This is a genomic window from Oryzihumus sp., from assembly GCF_036391795.1.
Lineage (GTDB): Bacteria > Actinomycetota > Actinomycetes > Actinomycetales > Dermatophilaceae > Oryzihumus.
Genome location: NZ_DASVZH010000048.1, coordinates 1 through 13,769 on the forward strand (window position 1 = coordinate 1; position 13,769 = coordinate 13,769).

Consider the following 13,769-nt stretch of genomic DNA (forward strand, 5'->3'; position numbering starts at 1 on the left):
AGTAGTACGTGCTCATGAGAACACCTCTCCGTGGCCGAAACCACTGGCCGGTGTCCGCAGAAAACGGGCAAGTCCACGTCGCACCACCACGGCGGCGCGTTGCACCCGGGGATGGTGCAGCCGCCGTCCCGCAGCCACAGGTACCGCAGCTGGGCCGGGGTGAACAGGCGCCGGCTGCGCCCGAGGTCGAGGACCTCGCCCTGGGTGTCGAGCACGACCGGGATGAGGGTGGCGTCGCAGGCGATCCGGCGCACCGTCTCCGGCGCGAGCAGGGTCCCGGCGCCCGGCGTCGTCCCGGTGCCCAGCACCGTCCCGGACCCGCAGGCGTCCCGGAGGTCCTCGTAGTTCATCGTCACGAAGAGCTGCGCCTTGGTCTGCGCCGGGGCGTCCCCGCCCGCGGCGGCCGACCGGCGCAGCGCCTGCACCAGCGCGTCCCCGCGCCGCTGGTCGCTGCTGCGCAGGTCGGAGACCCCGTCGACCGGGTTCGGTGCGGACAGCGGCCCGATCGCCGCCTCCAGCACCGAGGCGCCCTCGGGGTCCAGCCGCAGCAGGTACTCCACCATCCCGTCATCACTGCGGCCCACCGACAGGGACACCCCGTGCCGGAGCCGGTCCTGGCGGACCTGGAACTCATCCTGCGGCCGTAGGTGGCGATGATCCGCTCCCGCAACCCCCGCACCTCCCGCGGACCGGACTCCTCCGCGACCTGCAGGAACCCCTCCCAGACGGTGGGCAGCGCTTCCGGGGTCAGCCGGGGGCTGAGCTTGGCCAGCTCCGCCAACGCCACCGCCGCGCCGCGGACCCCGACCCGCCCGGACAGCACGCACGAACGCAGCCGCTGCACCGCCCCGTGGTCCAGCACCTGCGCCGTCCCGGCCCCGACCGGGCGGCCCAGGCACGCCTGGGCCACCTTGACCAGGTCGCCCGCACCGCCGCACTGGTAGGACGGCGCCCACTCCAGCACCCACCCTGCCGCCGTCGCACAGGACGAGGACACCTCCCCGCGCTCCAGCGCCTCGGCCATGGTCGCGACCTGCCCGGCCTCTCACCCCCGCCGCAGCGCGTCCAGCTCGGCGAAGAACGGCCCCAGCTCGGCACCCACCCCCTGGTGCAACACCCCCTCCACCCCGGCCAGCGCCGCGGTCACCGCCCGCACCAGCTCCCGCCGCTGCGCCAAGGACAGCTCGAGCGCGGGCACGCCGCCGGAGCCGCTGGCCGCGGCCCCCTGACGACGATCCCCCTGATGCATGGTTCGAACATACATTCGACCACCGACAGGCCGCCGCGTCATGCACACTGCCCGCCCGGGCGCTGTCCCGGAACGAACGAAACTGACCCAGCCACACGGCGTACGGAACGACGGAGCCCACCGTCCCGAGGGACGGTGGGCTCCGTGAGCCAGGCGAAGGTCAGGGCAGGTTGGCCAGCAGGTCAGCGACCTCGACGCGCGGGCCGGTGAAGAACGGCACCTCCTTGCGCACGTGCAGCCGGGCCTTCGACGCCCGCAGCTCACGCATCAGGTCGACGATCCGATGCAGCTCGTCGGCCTCGAACGCCAGCACCCACTCGTAGTCGTTCAGCGCGAACGAGGCGATGGTGTTGGCCCGCACGTCCGGGTACTCCCGCGCCATCTGCCCGTGCTCGACGAGCATGTCGCGACGTTCCTTGTCCTCCAGGAGGTACCAGTCGTAGGAGCGCACGAACGGGTAGACGCAGATGTAGCGCTTGGGGTCCTCGCCGGCCATGAACGCCGGGATGTGGCCCTTGTTGAACTCCGCGGGGCGGTGCAGGGCGGCCGAGGACCAGACCGGGGACAGGTGCCGCCCGAGCTCGGTGCGCCGCAGCCGGTGGTAGGCCGACTGCACGGCCTCGATCTGCTCGGCGTGCCACCACACCATGAAGTCGGCGTCGCCGCGCAGGCCGGCCACGTCGTAGACGCCACGCACGACCACGCCCTGCTCGGCGACCTCGGTGAAGAGCGCCTCCACCTCCGCGGCGAGCTTGGCCCGGTCCTCCGGCAACGGGGCGCTGACCTTGAAGACCGACCACATCGTGTAGCGGATGCTGTCGTTGATCTCGCGGATCTGGCTGGCGCTGGGCTTCGGGCTCATGTCCTCATTCTCCCCCGTCCCCGACTCGCTGCTTCAGGTGGGTGGCGACGGCGAGCGCCGCCGCCCGCCCCGAGGCGATGCAGGCCGGGATGCCCACCCCCTCGTATGCCGCGCCGGCGACTTCCAGCCCCGGCAGGGCGGCCACCGCCTCACCGATCCGGGCCACACGCTCGACGTGCCCCACGGCGTACTGCGGCAACGCCCCGCCCCACCGCTGGACGTGTGCGTCGACCGGCCTCGGCAGCGGGCCACCGAGCGCCTCGCCGACCTCCTTGTAGGCCACGGCGACCAGGTCCTTGTCACCCCGCTGCAGGTCCGCCTCCTCGCCGTGGCGGCCGATCGAGGCACGCAGCACCACGAGGTCGCCGGCCGCCTCGGCCACCCAGCCCCACTTGGCGCTGCTGAACGTCGACGCCTTGATCGTGCGCCCCTCGACCGGCGGCACGAGGAAGCCCGAGCCGGGCAGCAGCGGCATCCAGGCCCGGGGCAGCACCAGGCTGACGATCGCCATGGACGCGTAGTCGACCCCGGACAGCTCGGCCGACGCGGGCGCGCTGTGCGGCGCGAGCAGCCTGGCGGCCGGGGCCGCGGGCACCGCCAGGACGACGGCGTCCACGTCGAGCGCCACGGGTGCGGGCACCGGCCCGGTGACCAGGCGCCAGCCACCGGCCGTGCGCTCCAGCGCCCGGACGATGGTGTCGCTGACGACCCGCACGCCCCGGGCGACGAGGGCCGCGTGCAGCGACTCGGCCAGGGTCGCCATGCCGCCGCGCAGACCGGCGAAGGCCGGGGTGCCGTTCGCCGCCGCTGCCGACGCGGCCCGCTCCGCAGCCACGGTCAGGGACTCCCCCCGCACCGCCGCCTGCCACAGCGCGGGGACGGTGGCCTGCAGGGACAGCAGGTGGGCGTGACCGGCATACACGCCACCGAGCAGCGGCTCGACCAGGCGGTCGACGACCGCCGGCCCGACCCGCTCGGCGACGTAGTCCCCCACCGACACGTCCTGGGTCAGCGGCGTGACGGGCAGGTCGCGCTCCTGCTCGTCGCGGGCGATCTCCTCCGCATCGAGCAGGCCCAGCGCGGCGGCGGGGTTGGCCGGCACCCCCATGAGCGTGCCGCCGGGCATGGGGTGCAGCGCCCCGCGGGACCAGACGCTGGCCCGGGTGGTGGCGGGGTGGACCAGGGCACCGGCCAGACCGAGCTCGTGGGCCAGGTCCAGGCCCTCGGGCCGACGCGCCAGCATCGACTCGGCACCGACGTCGATCCGTACCCCGCCGACCACGGCCGAGCGGAGCTTGCCCCCGGGACGGTCGGACGCGTCCAGCACGACGACCTCGGCGCCGGGAAGGGCCTGGACCAGCTGCCACGCCGCCGCCAGCCCGCTGATCCCGCCACCGACCACGGCCACCCTGGTGCTCGCCATGGCCGCAGCCTCTCAGCACCGTGACCGGATCGAAACCGGGGGTCAGGAACTCCCGTCCGGACCGCGGACTCCAACGGACAAGCACGGCAGCCCGACCGAACACCACCCCGGAGGCCAGCCATGGACCCACGCACCACATCCGTCCTTCACCGCTCACACCGCGCCCGGACCCGGCGCGCCCGCGCGGTCGCCGTGGCAGGGGCGCTCCTCGTCGCGGCCCTCGCGGGCTGCAGCTCCTCCGGGAACTCCAGCTCCTCGTCGGTCGGTGCCGCGTCGCGGGCCGGAGGCTCGTCGGTCGGCAGTGACCAGAAGGCGCCGCCGGCCTCGGGCTCGGGCGCGTCGTCGCCGGGGTCCGCGGCGGTCACGCAGGTGGTGGCCGCGGAGCGCAAGATCACCCGGACCGCCAGCCTGTCGATCCAGGTCAAGGACGTCGCCGGAGCCGCGACCGCGGTCCACACCGTCGTCGCGGGGCTCGACGGCTTCGTGCTCAACGAGCAGCTCGGCAATGACGGTGGCCCCCAGCCGCTGACCGGCACCACGCCCAGCCAGAGCTTCGGCGGCTTCGGCACGATCACGGTCTCCGTCCCGGCCGACAAGCTCGACACCACCCTCGACCAGCTCGCCCGCGTCGGCACCGTCCTGTCCCGCAGCACGACCAGCCAGGACGTCACCGACCAGTACGTCGACACCCAGAGCCGGGTCAAGACCATGCAGGCGAGCCTGGACCGGGTGCGCGCGCTCCTCGCCCAGGCGACGAACATCGGCCAGGTGGTCTCGCTGGAGTCCGAGCTGAGCCGGCGCGAGGCCGACCTGGAGTCCCTGCAGGCCCAGCTGGCCGCGCTCAAGGGCAGCGTGGACCGCTCGACGGTGACCGTCGCCCTCAGCACGCCGGCGGTCGTCGCGGCCACGGTCGACAACACCGGCTTCGTGGCCGGGCTGCGCCAGGGCTGGCACGCCTTCCAGGCGTCGGTCACCGCGGTGCTCACCGTGGTGGGCACGCTCCTGCCCTTCGCGGCGCTGGTCGGTCTTGTCGGCTGGCCCCTGTGGCGCTGGTTGCGCCGCCGTCAGGCCGGGGTCACCGCGTCGCCAGCGCCAGCCGCTCCCGGAGCTCCGTGACCGCGGCCTCCGCCCCCGAGACGTCCGGGCGCGGACCGCGGCCCCACAGCCACAGCAGCACCTCCGACGGCTCACCCGAGACCGTGGCGACGGCGCCACCGGACGCGGTCCGCGAGACGTCGACCCGCTCCGGCCCGAGGGTGACCTCCCAGTCGTGGCCACCACTGGACACCACCACACAGGCCCCCGTGGCGGACTCCACCGGGGCGTCGCTCCAGTCGCCGGCGAGCATGATCATGAGCACCTCGTCGATCCCGTCGACGGCGAGGTCGGCCGCGACGGGCGTGCCCTCGCCGGCGGCGCTCTCGACGTCGTGGCGGTGCACCGAGGTCTCGTGCGCCATGCGCCGCACCCAGAACCCGACGGTCTGGTCCTGCGGCCACCAGGTCCGGGCGTGCTCGGCCGGGTCGCGGGCGTCGAGCTCGCTCACGAGCTGTCCGTGGGCGTCGTCGATGAGCCCGAGCGGCTCAGCCTCCTCGAGGCCCTCCGGGGGCCATGGGTCGGGCCAGTCGCCCCGCCGCATCGTCTCGACCTTGTGCAGGTAGACCAGCGCGGTGTGCCGCAGCACGTCCGCCCCGGTCCATCCCTCGCACTCTGGCACCGGGCGGTCCAGGGCGCGTGGCGCCACCGACCGCAGCCGGGCGAAGTCCTGCTCGAGGACCTCGCGGTAGCGCCGGGCACCCAGGCCGTAGGGATAGAGCTCGCTCATGACCCGACCTTAGGACCCGGCGCCGACAGGCGCGCGCCTCAGCGCGCGGACACCTCGTGCACCAGCTCGACGACGCGGGTCAGCACGTCGGGGTCGGTCGAGGGCAGCACCCCGTGGCCGAGGTTGAAGATGTGCCCGGGCGCCGCCTTCCCCTCCTCCACGATCGAGCGGACCTTGGCCTCGAGGGCCTCCCACGGCGCGAACAGCAGCGCCGGGTCGAGGTTGCCCTGCACGGCATACCGGTCTCCGAGGCGGGCGACCGCGTCGGTGAGCGAGACCCGGAAGTCGACCCCGACGACGTCCGCCCCGGCGGCCCCCATCGAGGCGAGCAGCTCGCCCGTCCCGACTCCGAAGTGGATCTTCGGCACGTCCAGGCCGCCCACGGCCGCGAGCGCCGCCGCGGAGTGCGGCTGGACGAAGCGCTCGTAGTCCGTGCGCGGCAGCGCGCCCACCCACGAGTCGAACAGCTGCACCGCCGACGCACCCGCGGCGGCCTGCACCCGCAGGAACTCCCCGGAGATCTGCGCCAGCCGGGCGCACAGGTCGTGCCACAGCTGCGGGTCGCCGTACATCAGCGCCTTGGTGTGCTCGTGGTTCTTCGACGGACCGCCCTCGACGAGGTAGGACGCCAGGGTGAACGGCGCCCCGGCGAAGCCGATCAGCGGGGTGTCGCCGAGCTCGGCCACCAGCAGGCGCACCGCCTCGCTGATGTAGGGGACGTGCTCGGGGGTCAGCTCCGGCAGCCGGTCCAGGTCGGCGCGGGTGCGCACCGGCTTGGCCACGACCGGGCCCACCCCGGCGACGATGTCGAGGTGGACGCCCACCGCGGCCAGCGGCACGACGATGTCGCTGAAGAAGATCGCGGCGTCCACCCCGTGGCGGCGCACCGGCTGCAACGTGATCTCCGTGACCAGGTCGGGCCGGCGGCAGGACTCCAGCATGCCCACGCCCTCGCGCACGGCGCGGTACTCCGGCAGTGACCGGCCGGCCTGGCGCATGAACCACACCGGGGTGTGCGGCACGGACTGCCGGCGGGCGGCGCGGACCAGGGGGCTGTCGTGCAGGGGCGGGGGGGCGTCAGTCACCCGTGAATCCTCCCACGCAGCAGCAGCCCCTCCGTCACCCTCGCACCGGCGACCGCGGGCCTCCACACAACGCACCGCCTCAGACCGGGACGGTCATCCCGACGACGCCGAGGACGGTGAGGGCGACCCCGGCCAGCTGCACCCGGCGCAGCCGCTCGTGCAGCAGGTACCGCGCCCAGACGACGGTGACCACGGGGTAGAGCGACCCGAGCACGCTGGCGACGCTGACCAGGCCGCGCGAGGAGGCGAAGGCGAACAGGCCGTTGGCGGTGACGTCGCCCAGGCCGATGGCTGCCAGGACCGGCAGGTCTCGCCGCCGGGTGCCGGCGACGGTGCGCAGGGCCAGGGCCGCGGCCCCGAACAGCAGCACGCTGACCAGGCGCATCCCCCACAACGTGTCCAGCAGCGAGACGCGCGCGCCACGGTCGAGGCAGTACAGCGCGCCGCCGAAGCCGACCGCCGCGATGCACGCCAGGACCACCGGGCGGGGTGGCACCGCGCCACTGAGCTCGGGGCCGGAGGCCAGCGCGGCGCCGAGCACCGCCACGGCCATGCCGGCCCACGCGAGCGCCGGCGGCTGCTCGCCGCCGAGCAGGCCGAGCACCACCGGGACGACGGCGCCCAGGGAGGAGATCGGGGCGACGACACCCATGGTCCCCGACCCGAGCGCGGCGTAGAAGCTGACCAGCCCGAGGGTCCCCGAGAGCCCGGCGACCAGGGCCCACCCCGGCCAGCCGTGGAAGGACACGTCGGGCAGCCGCACCAGCACGAGCACGCTGAGGGCGACGAACGCGCACGCCTGGGAGACTCCCACGACTGCCGGCGCGGCGAGGCTGCGTGAGCGCAGCCCCGCGAAGAAGTCCGACGTGCCCCACACCGCACTCGAGGCCAGGGCCAACAACGCCAGCATCGCCGCACCGTATCCCGGCGCGCCGCGGGTCACGTCGGCCCCCGCTCGGCTTACCCTCGTGGTGTGGGTGGTCGACGTCTGCCCGGTGACAACCCGGTCGAGTTCACGCGCGCTCTCCAGGAGCTGCGCGACGTGCGGATGCGCCCCGAGGTGCGCCTCACCGAGGTGCCCGCTCCCCAGCGCATCGCCCCGTATGCCGTGGCCCTCACCGCCGAGGTCGTCTCCCAGCGCGCCGACGAGGAGCTGGCCTCCGGACGGTTCGTGCTCCTGCACGACCCCTCGGAGCCGGAGCCGTGGGGCGGGGCGTGGCGGGCGGTGACCTTCGCCCGGGCCGAGCTCGAGGCCGAGCTGGCCAACGACCCGATGCTGGGGGCGGTCGGCTGGTCCTGGCTGCTCGACGCCCTCGCCGGACGCGGCGCCCAGCACACCGCCGAAGCCGGGACCGTGACCCGCGTGGTGTCCGAGAGCTTCGCCGGCCTCGCCGACCGCCGGGCCAGCGTCGAGATGGAGGTCCGCGCCTCGTGGACGCCGACGGACGACGCCCTCGGCACCCACCTGCAGGCGTGGGCCGACCTGCTGTGCACGGTGGCCGGGCTGCCACCGCTGCCCGACGGTGTCGTGGCGCTGCCTGCGCAGCGTCGGTGAGCCCATCGCCTAGGTTGGGGCCGTGAACACCGGATCCACCGAGCCCGCCGAGGACGTCACCGATGACGTCGCCGCACCCGTCCTGACGCCCCTGCAGCAGCCCGCCGACGGGGTGCCCGACGTGGTCGTCGACGAGCGCCGGCTGGTCGAGGCGGCGCAGGCCCTCGCGGGGGGCACCGGTCCGCTGGCGATCGACGCCGAGCGGGCCTCGGGCTACCGCTACGGACAGCGGGCCTACCTCGTCCAGCTGCGCCGCCAGGGCTCGGGCACGTGGCTGATCGACCCGATCGCCTGCCCCGACCTGTCGCCCGTGGCCGAGGCGATCGCCGACGTGGAATGGGTGCTGCACGCCGCCACGCAAGACCTGCCCTGCCTGGCCGAGGTGGGGCTGCGCCCGACCCGGCTGTTCGACACCGAGCTCGGCGCGCGGCTCGTCGGCCTGCCCCGAGTGGGCCTCGCCGCCGTCGTGGAGCACTACCTCGGGCTGAGCCTGGCCAAGGAGCACTCGGCCGTCGACTGGTCCACGCGCCCGCTGCCGGAGCCGTGGCTGCTCTACGCCGCGCTCGACGTGGAGGTGCTCGTGGAGGTCCGAGACCACGTCGCGGCCGACCTGGAGGCCCAGGGCAAGACCGGCTGGGCGATCGAGGAATTCGACGCCCTCACCCGCTTCACCGGTCCCGCGCCGCGGGTGGACCCCTGGCGGCGCACCTCGGGCATGCACAAGGTCCGCAACCGCCGCACCGCCGCCATCGTGCGCGAGCTGTGGCAGGAGCGCGACGCCATGGCGATCGAACGCGACGTCTCCCCCGGCCGCTTGCTGCCCGACGCGGCGCTGATCGAGGTCGCGTTGAGCGCCCCGGCCACGGCCGAGGAGCTGCCCAACGGCCACCCCGGCCGGCTGGCCCGCCGCAACGCCCGCACCTGGCTGGGTGCGGTCGCCAAGGCCAAGCGGATCCCCGAGCACGACCTGCCGCTGCTGACCCTCAAGGCCGACGGCCCGCCGCCGGCGCGGTCCTGGGCCGACCGTGACCCGGTGGCGGCCGCCCGCCTGGCCGACGCCCGGGCGGCCATGGCCGAGTTCGCCCACGCGCACTCCGTGCCGGTGGAGAACGTCCTGTCCCCCGACTCCCTGCGCCGGGTGCTGTGGACACCGCCGGAGCCGGCGACCGAGGCGTCCCTGCGGGAGGCGCTGACGACGCTCGGCGCCCGGCAGTGGCAGTGCGACATCGCCGTCCCGATCATCGCGGCGGCCGTCGCCGCCCACCCCGGGGACGACGACGCCACGGCGTGACGGCTCTCACCCGGCAGGGCCGGTGTCAACGGTTGTTACCCGCGAGTAGCATCGGCGGCGACCGGGGAGCTCCCCCGGACCACCCGACCCCGCTTCAAGGGAGGCACCCGTGCCCCGCACTCTGCGTGAGGTCGTCTTCGTCGACGGTGTGCGCACGCCGTTCGGCAAGGCCGGGGAGAAGGGCATCTATGCCCAGACCCGCGCCGACGACCTCGTCATCCATTGCATCCGCGAGCTCCTGCGCCGCAACCCCGACCTCCCGCCGGAGCGCGTGGAGGAGGTGGCCATCGCGGCCACCACGCAGATCGGTGACCAGGGCCTGACCATCGGCCGTGTGGCCGCCCTCCTGTCCGGCCTGCCGAAGACCACCCCCGGCTACTCGGTGGACCGGATGTGCGCCGGCGCGATGACCGCGGTGACCAACACCGCCTCCAGCATCGCCTTCGGCTCCTACGAGGTCGCCATCGCCGGTGGCGTCGAGCACATGGGCCGCCACCCGATGGGTGAGGGCGTCGACCCCAACCCCCGCATCGTCGCCGAGAAGCTGGTCGACCCCTCCGCGCTGGTCATGGGCTCCACCGCGGAGAACCTGCACGACCGCTTCCCGGAGCTGACCAAGGAGCGCTCCGACACCTTCGCCGTCGGCAGCCAGAACAAGCTCGAGAAGGCTTACGCCAACAACAAGATCCAGCCCGACCTGGTCCCCGTCGCCACCCGCCACGAGGAGCTCGGCTGGGGCCTGGCCACCGCCGACGAGCCGCCGCGCCCCGGCACCACCATCGACAACCTCACCGGCCTGAAGACCCCGTTCCGCCCGCACGGCCGGGTCACCGCCGGCAACAGCGCCGGCCTCAACGACGGCGCCACCGCGTGCATCCTCGCCTCCGAGGAGGCCGCCCACGAGCTCGGCCTGCCGGTGCGGATGCGACTGGTCGGCTACTCCTTCGTGGGCGTCGAGCCCGAGGTCATGGGCATCGGCCCGGTCCCGGCGACGGAGAAGGCCCTCAAGCAGGCGGGCCTGACCATCGAGGACATCGGCCTCTTCGAGCTCAACGAGGCGTTCGCGGTGCAGGTGCTCGCGTTCCTCGACCACTTCGGCATCGCCGACGACGACCCGCGCGTCAACCAGTACGGCGGCGCCATCGCCACCGGCCACCCGCTCGCCAGCTCCGGCGTGCGCCTCATGACCCAGCTCGCCCGCCAGTTCGAGGAGCACCCCGAGGTCCGCTACGGCCTCACCGCGATGTGCATCGGCATCGGCATGGGCGGCGCGGTCATCTGGGAGAACCCGCACCACGCCGACTACGGCAAGGAGGACGCAGCCTGATGACTGCCACCGACACCGACTTCTCCGCGGTCTTCCCCGACGAGGTCATCACCCACACGCGGGTCCGCGACATCGATCTGCCCGGCGGCGCGGGCACCTTCGCCCTCATCACGCTGGACAACGGCTTCGACCACACCAAGCCCAACACCCTCGGCCCGGCCACGCTCGTCGGCCTGTCGTCGGCCCTGGACGCGCTGAAGGTCCGCGCCGAGGCCGGCGAGATCGTCGGCGTGGGCGTCACCGGCAAGCCGTTCATCTTCGCCGTGGGCGCCGACCTCAAGGGCGTCTCCCACCTCACCGGGCACGACCAGGCGCTGCTCATCGGCCGCCTCGGCCACGAGACCTTCGCCAAGCTCGAGGACCTGCCGGTCCCGACGTTCGCGTTCACCAACGGCGCGGCGCTCGGCGGTGGCGTGGAGATCGGCCTGTCCTGCGACTACCGCACCATCTCCTCCGGCGTGCCGATCTGGGCACTGCCCGAGTGCTTCCTCGGCCTCGTCCCCGGCTGGGGCGGCTGCTTCAAGCTGCCCAACCTCGTCGGCGTCGAGAAGGCCCTCAAGGTCATCGTCGAGAACTCGCTCAACATGAACCGCATGCTCAAGGGCCCGCAGGCCTTCGAGCTCGGCGCCGCCGACGCGATGTTCGAGCCGGTCACCTTCCTCGAGGACTCCCTCGCCTGGGCGGCCGACGTCATCACCGGCAAGGTCACCGTGCAGCGTCCCGAGGTCGACCGCGACGAGCAGAAGTGGGAGGCCGCGATCGCCGCGGCCAAGGGCTTCGCCGACCTCAAGACCGGTGGCGCGGCGCCCGCGCCGTACCGCGCCCTCGAGCTGGTCTCGCAGGCCCGCACCGCCACCCGCGACGAGGCGTTCGCGGCCGAGGACAAGACGCTGGCCGACCTCATCATGGGCGAGGAGCTGCGCGCGGGCCTGTACTCCTTCGACCTGACCCAGAAGCGGGCCAAGCGTCCCGTCGGCGCACCGGACAAGTCCCTGGCGCGCAAGGTCACCAAGGTCGGCATCGTCGGCGCCGGCCTCATGGCCAGCCAGCTCTCGCTGCTGTTCATCCAGCGCCTCGAGGTGCCGGTCGTCATGACCGACCTCGACCAGGAGCGCGTGGACAAGGGCGTCGGCTACGTGCACGCCGAGGTCGACAAGCTCCTCGGCAAGGGCCGGATCGGCCACGACAAGGCCAACCGCCTCAAGGCCCTCATCACCGGGTCGACGAGCAAGGAGGGCTTCGCCGACGCCGAGTTCGTCATCGAGGCCGTCTTCGAGGAGATGTCGGTCAAGAAGCAGGTCTTCGCCGAGGTCGAGGCCGTGGTCTCCGCCGAGGCGGTCCTGGCGACCAACACCTCCTCCCTGTCGATCACCGAGATGGCCCGGGACCTGCAGCACCCCGAGCGGGTCGTGGGCTTCCACTTCTTCAACCCGGTCGCGGTCATGCCGCTGCTGGAGATCGTCAGGGGCGAGGCGACCGACGACGCCACGCTGGCGACTGCGTTCGCCACCGGCAAGGCGCTGAAGAAGACGACGATCCTGGTCAAGGACTCCCCCTCGTTCATCGTCAACCGCCTCCTCGGCCGCTTCATGGGCGAGGTCGCCAAGGTCGTCGACGAGGGCACCCCGATCGAGGTGGCCGACCGGGCCTTCGCCGGCCTGGCGCCGATGCCGCCGTTCATCCTGCTCGGGCTCGTCGGCCCGGCGATCGCGCTGCACAACAACGAGACGCTGGCCCGGGCTTTCCCCGAGCGCTTCTACGTCTCGGAGAACCTGCGCCGGATCGTCGAGGCCCGGAAGCCGGCCATCTACATCTGGCCCGAGGGCAAGCCGGTGGTCGACCCCGAGGTCGAGGCGCTGTTCGAGAAGCCGGCCGACCCGGTCGTGCTCACCACGGAGCAGGTCCGCGAGCGGGTGCTCTCGGTCCTCGCCGAGGAGGCCCGCCTCATGCTCGACGAGGGCGTCGCCGCCGGTCCACAGGACATCGACCTGGCCATGATCACCGGCGCCGGGTTCTCCTTCTGGAACGGCGGCCTGACCCCGCTGCTGGACCGCACCGGCGTCGCCGAGAAGGTCACCGGCCAGCGCTTCCTGCCCCAGGGCGTCGCCAGCGTCCCGGCCTGATCCCCGCACCACCGCGCGTGGCCGGCATACCCACCAGGTATGCCGGCCACGCGCCCGTGCGGGGCACGCCGACGTTGACGGCGGGCGGTATGTGGTGATTACCTCGCAGAGGTCGCCCTCGCGGCGCGGGTCGCTGGTATCTCACATGTGATCTACACTCGCTGCATGAGTGAGGACTACCTGGCCCGGATCGGCACCCTCATCCGAGACGCCCGTCGCCACAAGAGCATGACTCAGAACGAGCTTGCGCTTGCGCTGGGCACCAGCCAGAGCGCCGTCGCCCGGATCGAACAGGGCAAACAGAATCTCAGTCTTGAGATGCTCGCGCGCATCGGCGAGTGCCTCGACTCCGAGTTCGTCTCCCTCGGCCACTCCGGCGCCCAGCACCTGCGCATCGTCGGCGGCACCAAGCTCTCCGGTGCCATCGACGTCAAGACGAGCAAGAACGCCGCCGTCGCGCTGCTGTGCGCCTCCCTGCTCAACCGCGGGCGCACCACGCTGCGCAACCTCGCGCGGATCGAGGAGGTCAACCGCATCCTCGAGGTGCTGACCAGCATCGGGGTCAAGGCCCGCTGGCTGCCGGACAGCAACGACCTCGAGCTCGTCCCGCCGGCCCGCCTCGACCTGGCGGGCATCGACGTCGACGCCGCGCGGCGCACCCGCACCGTGATCATGTTCCTCGGGCCGCTGCTGCACGAGTACCCCGAGTTCCAGCTGCCCTACGCCGGCGGCTGCGACCTGGGCACCCGCACGGTCGAGCCGCACATGAGCGCCCTCCGCCCGTTCGGGCTCAACGTGACCGCGCACAGCGGCTTCTACGAGGCACGCGTCGACCGCGACGTGACCCCCGGCCGGCCGATCGTGCTCACCGAGCGCGGCGACACGGTGACCGAGAACGCGCTGCTGGCCGCAGCCCGCCACGAGGGCGTGACGGTCATCCGCAACGCCTCCCCCAACTACATGGTCCAGGACCTGTGCTTCTTCCTGGACAAGCTCGGCGTGCGGATCGAGGGGATCGGCAGCACGACC

At 73.2% G+C, this 13,769-nt stretch carries 14 protein-coding genes; 6 read left to right on the plus strand and 8 right to left on the minus strand.

Annotated elements, in window-relative coordinates:
• The 5 genes from VF825_RS02985 to VF825_RS03005 all read right to left on the minus strand — a co-directional run.
• Positions 1-584, minus strand: a 584-nt coding sequence (locus tag VF825_RS02985) for a DUF222 domain-containing protein (protein ID WP_331109987.1), incomplete at its 3' end; no start/stop codon positions are given.
• Positions 585-1,045: 461 nt separating this feature from the next.
• Positions 1,046-1,249: a hypothetical protein gene (locus VF825_RS02990; protein ID WP_331109989.1), complete on the minus strand. Its 204-nt coding sequence runs from the start codon at positions 1,247-1,249 to the stop codon at positions 1,046-1,048.
• Between the two features lie 160 nt (positions 1,250-1,409).
• Positions 1,410-2,111: a hydrogen peroxide-dependent heme synthase gene (hemQ, locus tag VF825_RS02995; RefSeq protein ID WP_331109991.1), complete on the minus strand. Its 702-nt coding sequence runs from the start codon at positions 2,109-2,111 to the stop codon at positions 1,410-1,412.
• 4 nt (positions 2,112-2,115) lie between these two features.
• Positions 2,116-3,534, minus strand: coding sequence for a protoporphyrinogen oxidase (gene hemG, locus VF825_RS03000; RefSeq protein WP_331109993.1), 1,419 nt, complete (start codon positions 3,532-3,534; stop codon positions 2,116-2,118).
• Between the two features lie 146 nt (positions 3,535-3,680).
• Positions 3,681-3,929, minus strand: a complete 249-nt coding sequence (locus tag VF825_RS03005; RefSeq protein WP_331109994.1) for a hypothetical protein — start codon at positions 3,927-3,929, stop codon at positions 3,681-3,683.
• Here VF825_RS03005 and VF825_RS03010 point away from each other — a divergent pair.
• Entirely contained in the window at positions 3,904-4,650 is a 747-nt protein-coding gene (locus VF825_RS03010; RefSeq protein ID WP_331109996.1) for a DUF4349 domain-containing protein, read from the plus strand. The two genes, VF825_RS03005 and VF825_RS03010, sit on opposite strands and share 26 nt — an antisense overlap.
• On the opposite strand, the gene VF825_RS03015 is transcribed toward VF825_RS03010, so the two are convergent.
• From VF825_RS03015 to VF825_RS03025, 3 genes are all read right to left on the minus strand, one after another.
• Entirely contained in the window at positions 4,610-5,359 is a 750-nt protein-coding gene (locus VF825_RS03015) for a maleylpyruvate isomerase family mycothiol-dependent enzyme (RefSeq protein WP_331109998.1), read from the minus strand. The genes VF825_RS03010 and VF825_RS03015 overlap by 41 nt on opposite strands.
• A gap of 38 nt (positions 5,360-5,397) precedes the next feature.
• Positions 5,398-6,444 carry a uroporphyrinogen decarboxylase gene (gene hemE, locus VF825_RS03020; protein WP_331110000.1) on the minus strand — a complete coding sequence of 349 codons (1,047 nt, stop codon included), beginning with the start codon at positions 6,442-6,444 and terminating at the stop codon, positions 5,398-5,400.
• Positions 6,445-6,523: 79 nt separating this feature from the next.
• Complete coding sequence (locus VF825_RS03025) at positions 6,524-7,354, minus strand: DMT family transporter (protein WP_331110002.1); 831 nt, start codon at positions 7,352-7,354, stop codon at positions 6,524-6,526.
• Between the two features lie 63 nt (positions 7,355-7,417).
• Here VF825_RS03025 and VF825_RS03030 point away from each other — a divergent pair, with 63 nt between their 5' ends.
• The 5 genes from VF825_RS03030 to VF825_RS03050 all read left to right on the plus strand — a co-directional run.
• Positions 7,418-7,999 carry a DUF3000 domain-containing protein gene (locus VF825_RS03030; protein WP_331110004.1) on the plus strand — a complete coding sequence of 194 codons (582 nt, stop codon included), beginning with the start codon at positions 7,418-7,420 and terminating at the stop codon, positions 7,997-7,999.
• A 22-nt stretch (positions 8,000-8,021) separates the two neighbouring features.
• On the plus strand, positions 8,022-9,290 hold the full coding sequence (locus VF825_RS03035; protein WP_331110006.1) for an HRDC domain-containing protein: 1,269 nt from the start codon (positions 8,022-8,024) through the stop codon (positions 9,288-9,290).
• A gap of 109 nt (positions 9,291-9,399) precedes the next feature.
• Positions 9,400-10,617 carry a thiolase family protein gene (locus VF825_RS03040; protein ID WP_331110008.1) on the plus strand — a complete coding sequence of 406 codons (1,218 nt, stop codon included), beginning with the start codon at positions 9,400-9,402 and terminating at the stop codon, positions 10,615-10,617.
• Complete coding sequence (locus VF825_RS03045; RefSeq protein ID WP_331110010.1) at positions 10,617-12,740, plus strand: 3-hydroxyacyl-CoA dehydrogenase NAD-binding domain-containing protein; 2,124 nt, start codon at positions 10,617-10,619, stop codon at positions 12,738-12,740. The genes VF825_RS03040 and VF825_RS03045 overlap by 1 nt, the downstream gene beginning before the upstream one ends.
• Before the next feature lie 165 nt (positions 12,741-12,905).
• Positions 12,906-13,769 (plus strand): helix-turn-helix domain-containing protein (locus VF825_RS03050; RefSeq protein ID WP_331110012.1); only part of this gene is annotated, 864 nt, incomplete at its 3' end.

Bases quoted from the DNA above. Each gene is read 5' to 3' on its own strand.
- VF825_RS02990 (WP_331109989.1), bottom strand. From the start codon at position 1,249: ATGCATCAGGGGGATCGTCGTCAGGGGGCCGCGGCCAGCGGCTCCGGC.
- hemQ (WP_331109991.1), bottom strand. From the start codon at position 2,111: ATGAGCCCGAAGCCCAGCGCCAGCCAGATCCGCGAGATCAACGACAGC.
- hemG (WP_331109993.1), bottom strand. From the start codon at position 3,534: ATGGCGAGCACCAGGGTGGCCGTGGTCGGTGGCGGGATCAGCGGGCTG.
- VF825_RS03015 (WP_331109998.1), bottom strand. From the start codon at position 5,359: ATGAGCGAGCTCTATCCCTACGGCCTGGGTGCCCGGCGCTACCGCGAG.
- VF825_RS03025 (WP_331110002.1), bottom strand. From the start codon at position 7,354: ATGCTGGCGTTGTTGGCCCTGGCCTCGAGTGCGGTGTGGGGCACGTCG.
- VF825_RS03045 (WP_331110010.1), top strand. From the start codon at position 10,617: ATGACTGCCACCGACACCGACTTCTCCGCGGTCTTCCCCGACGAGGTC.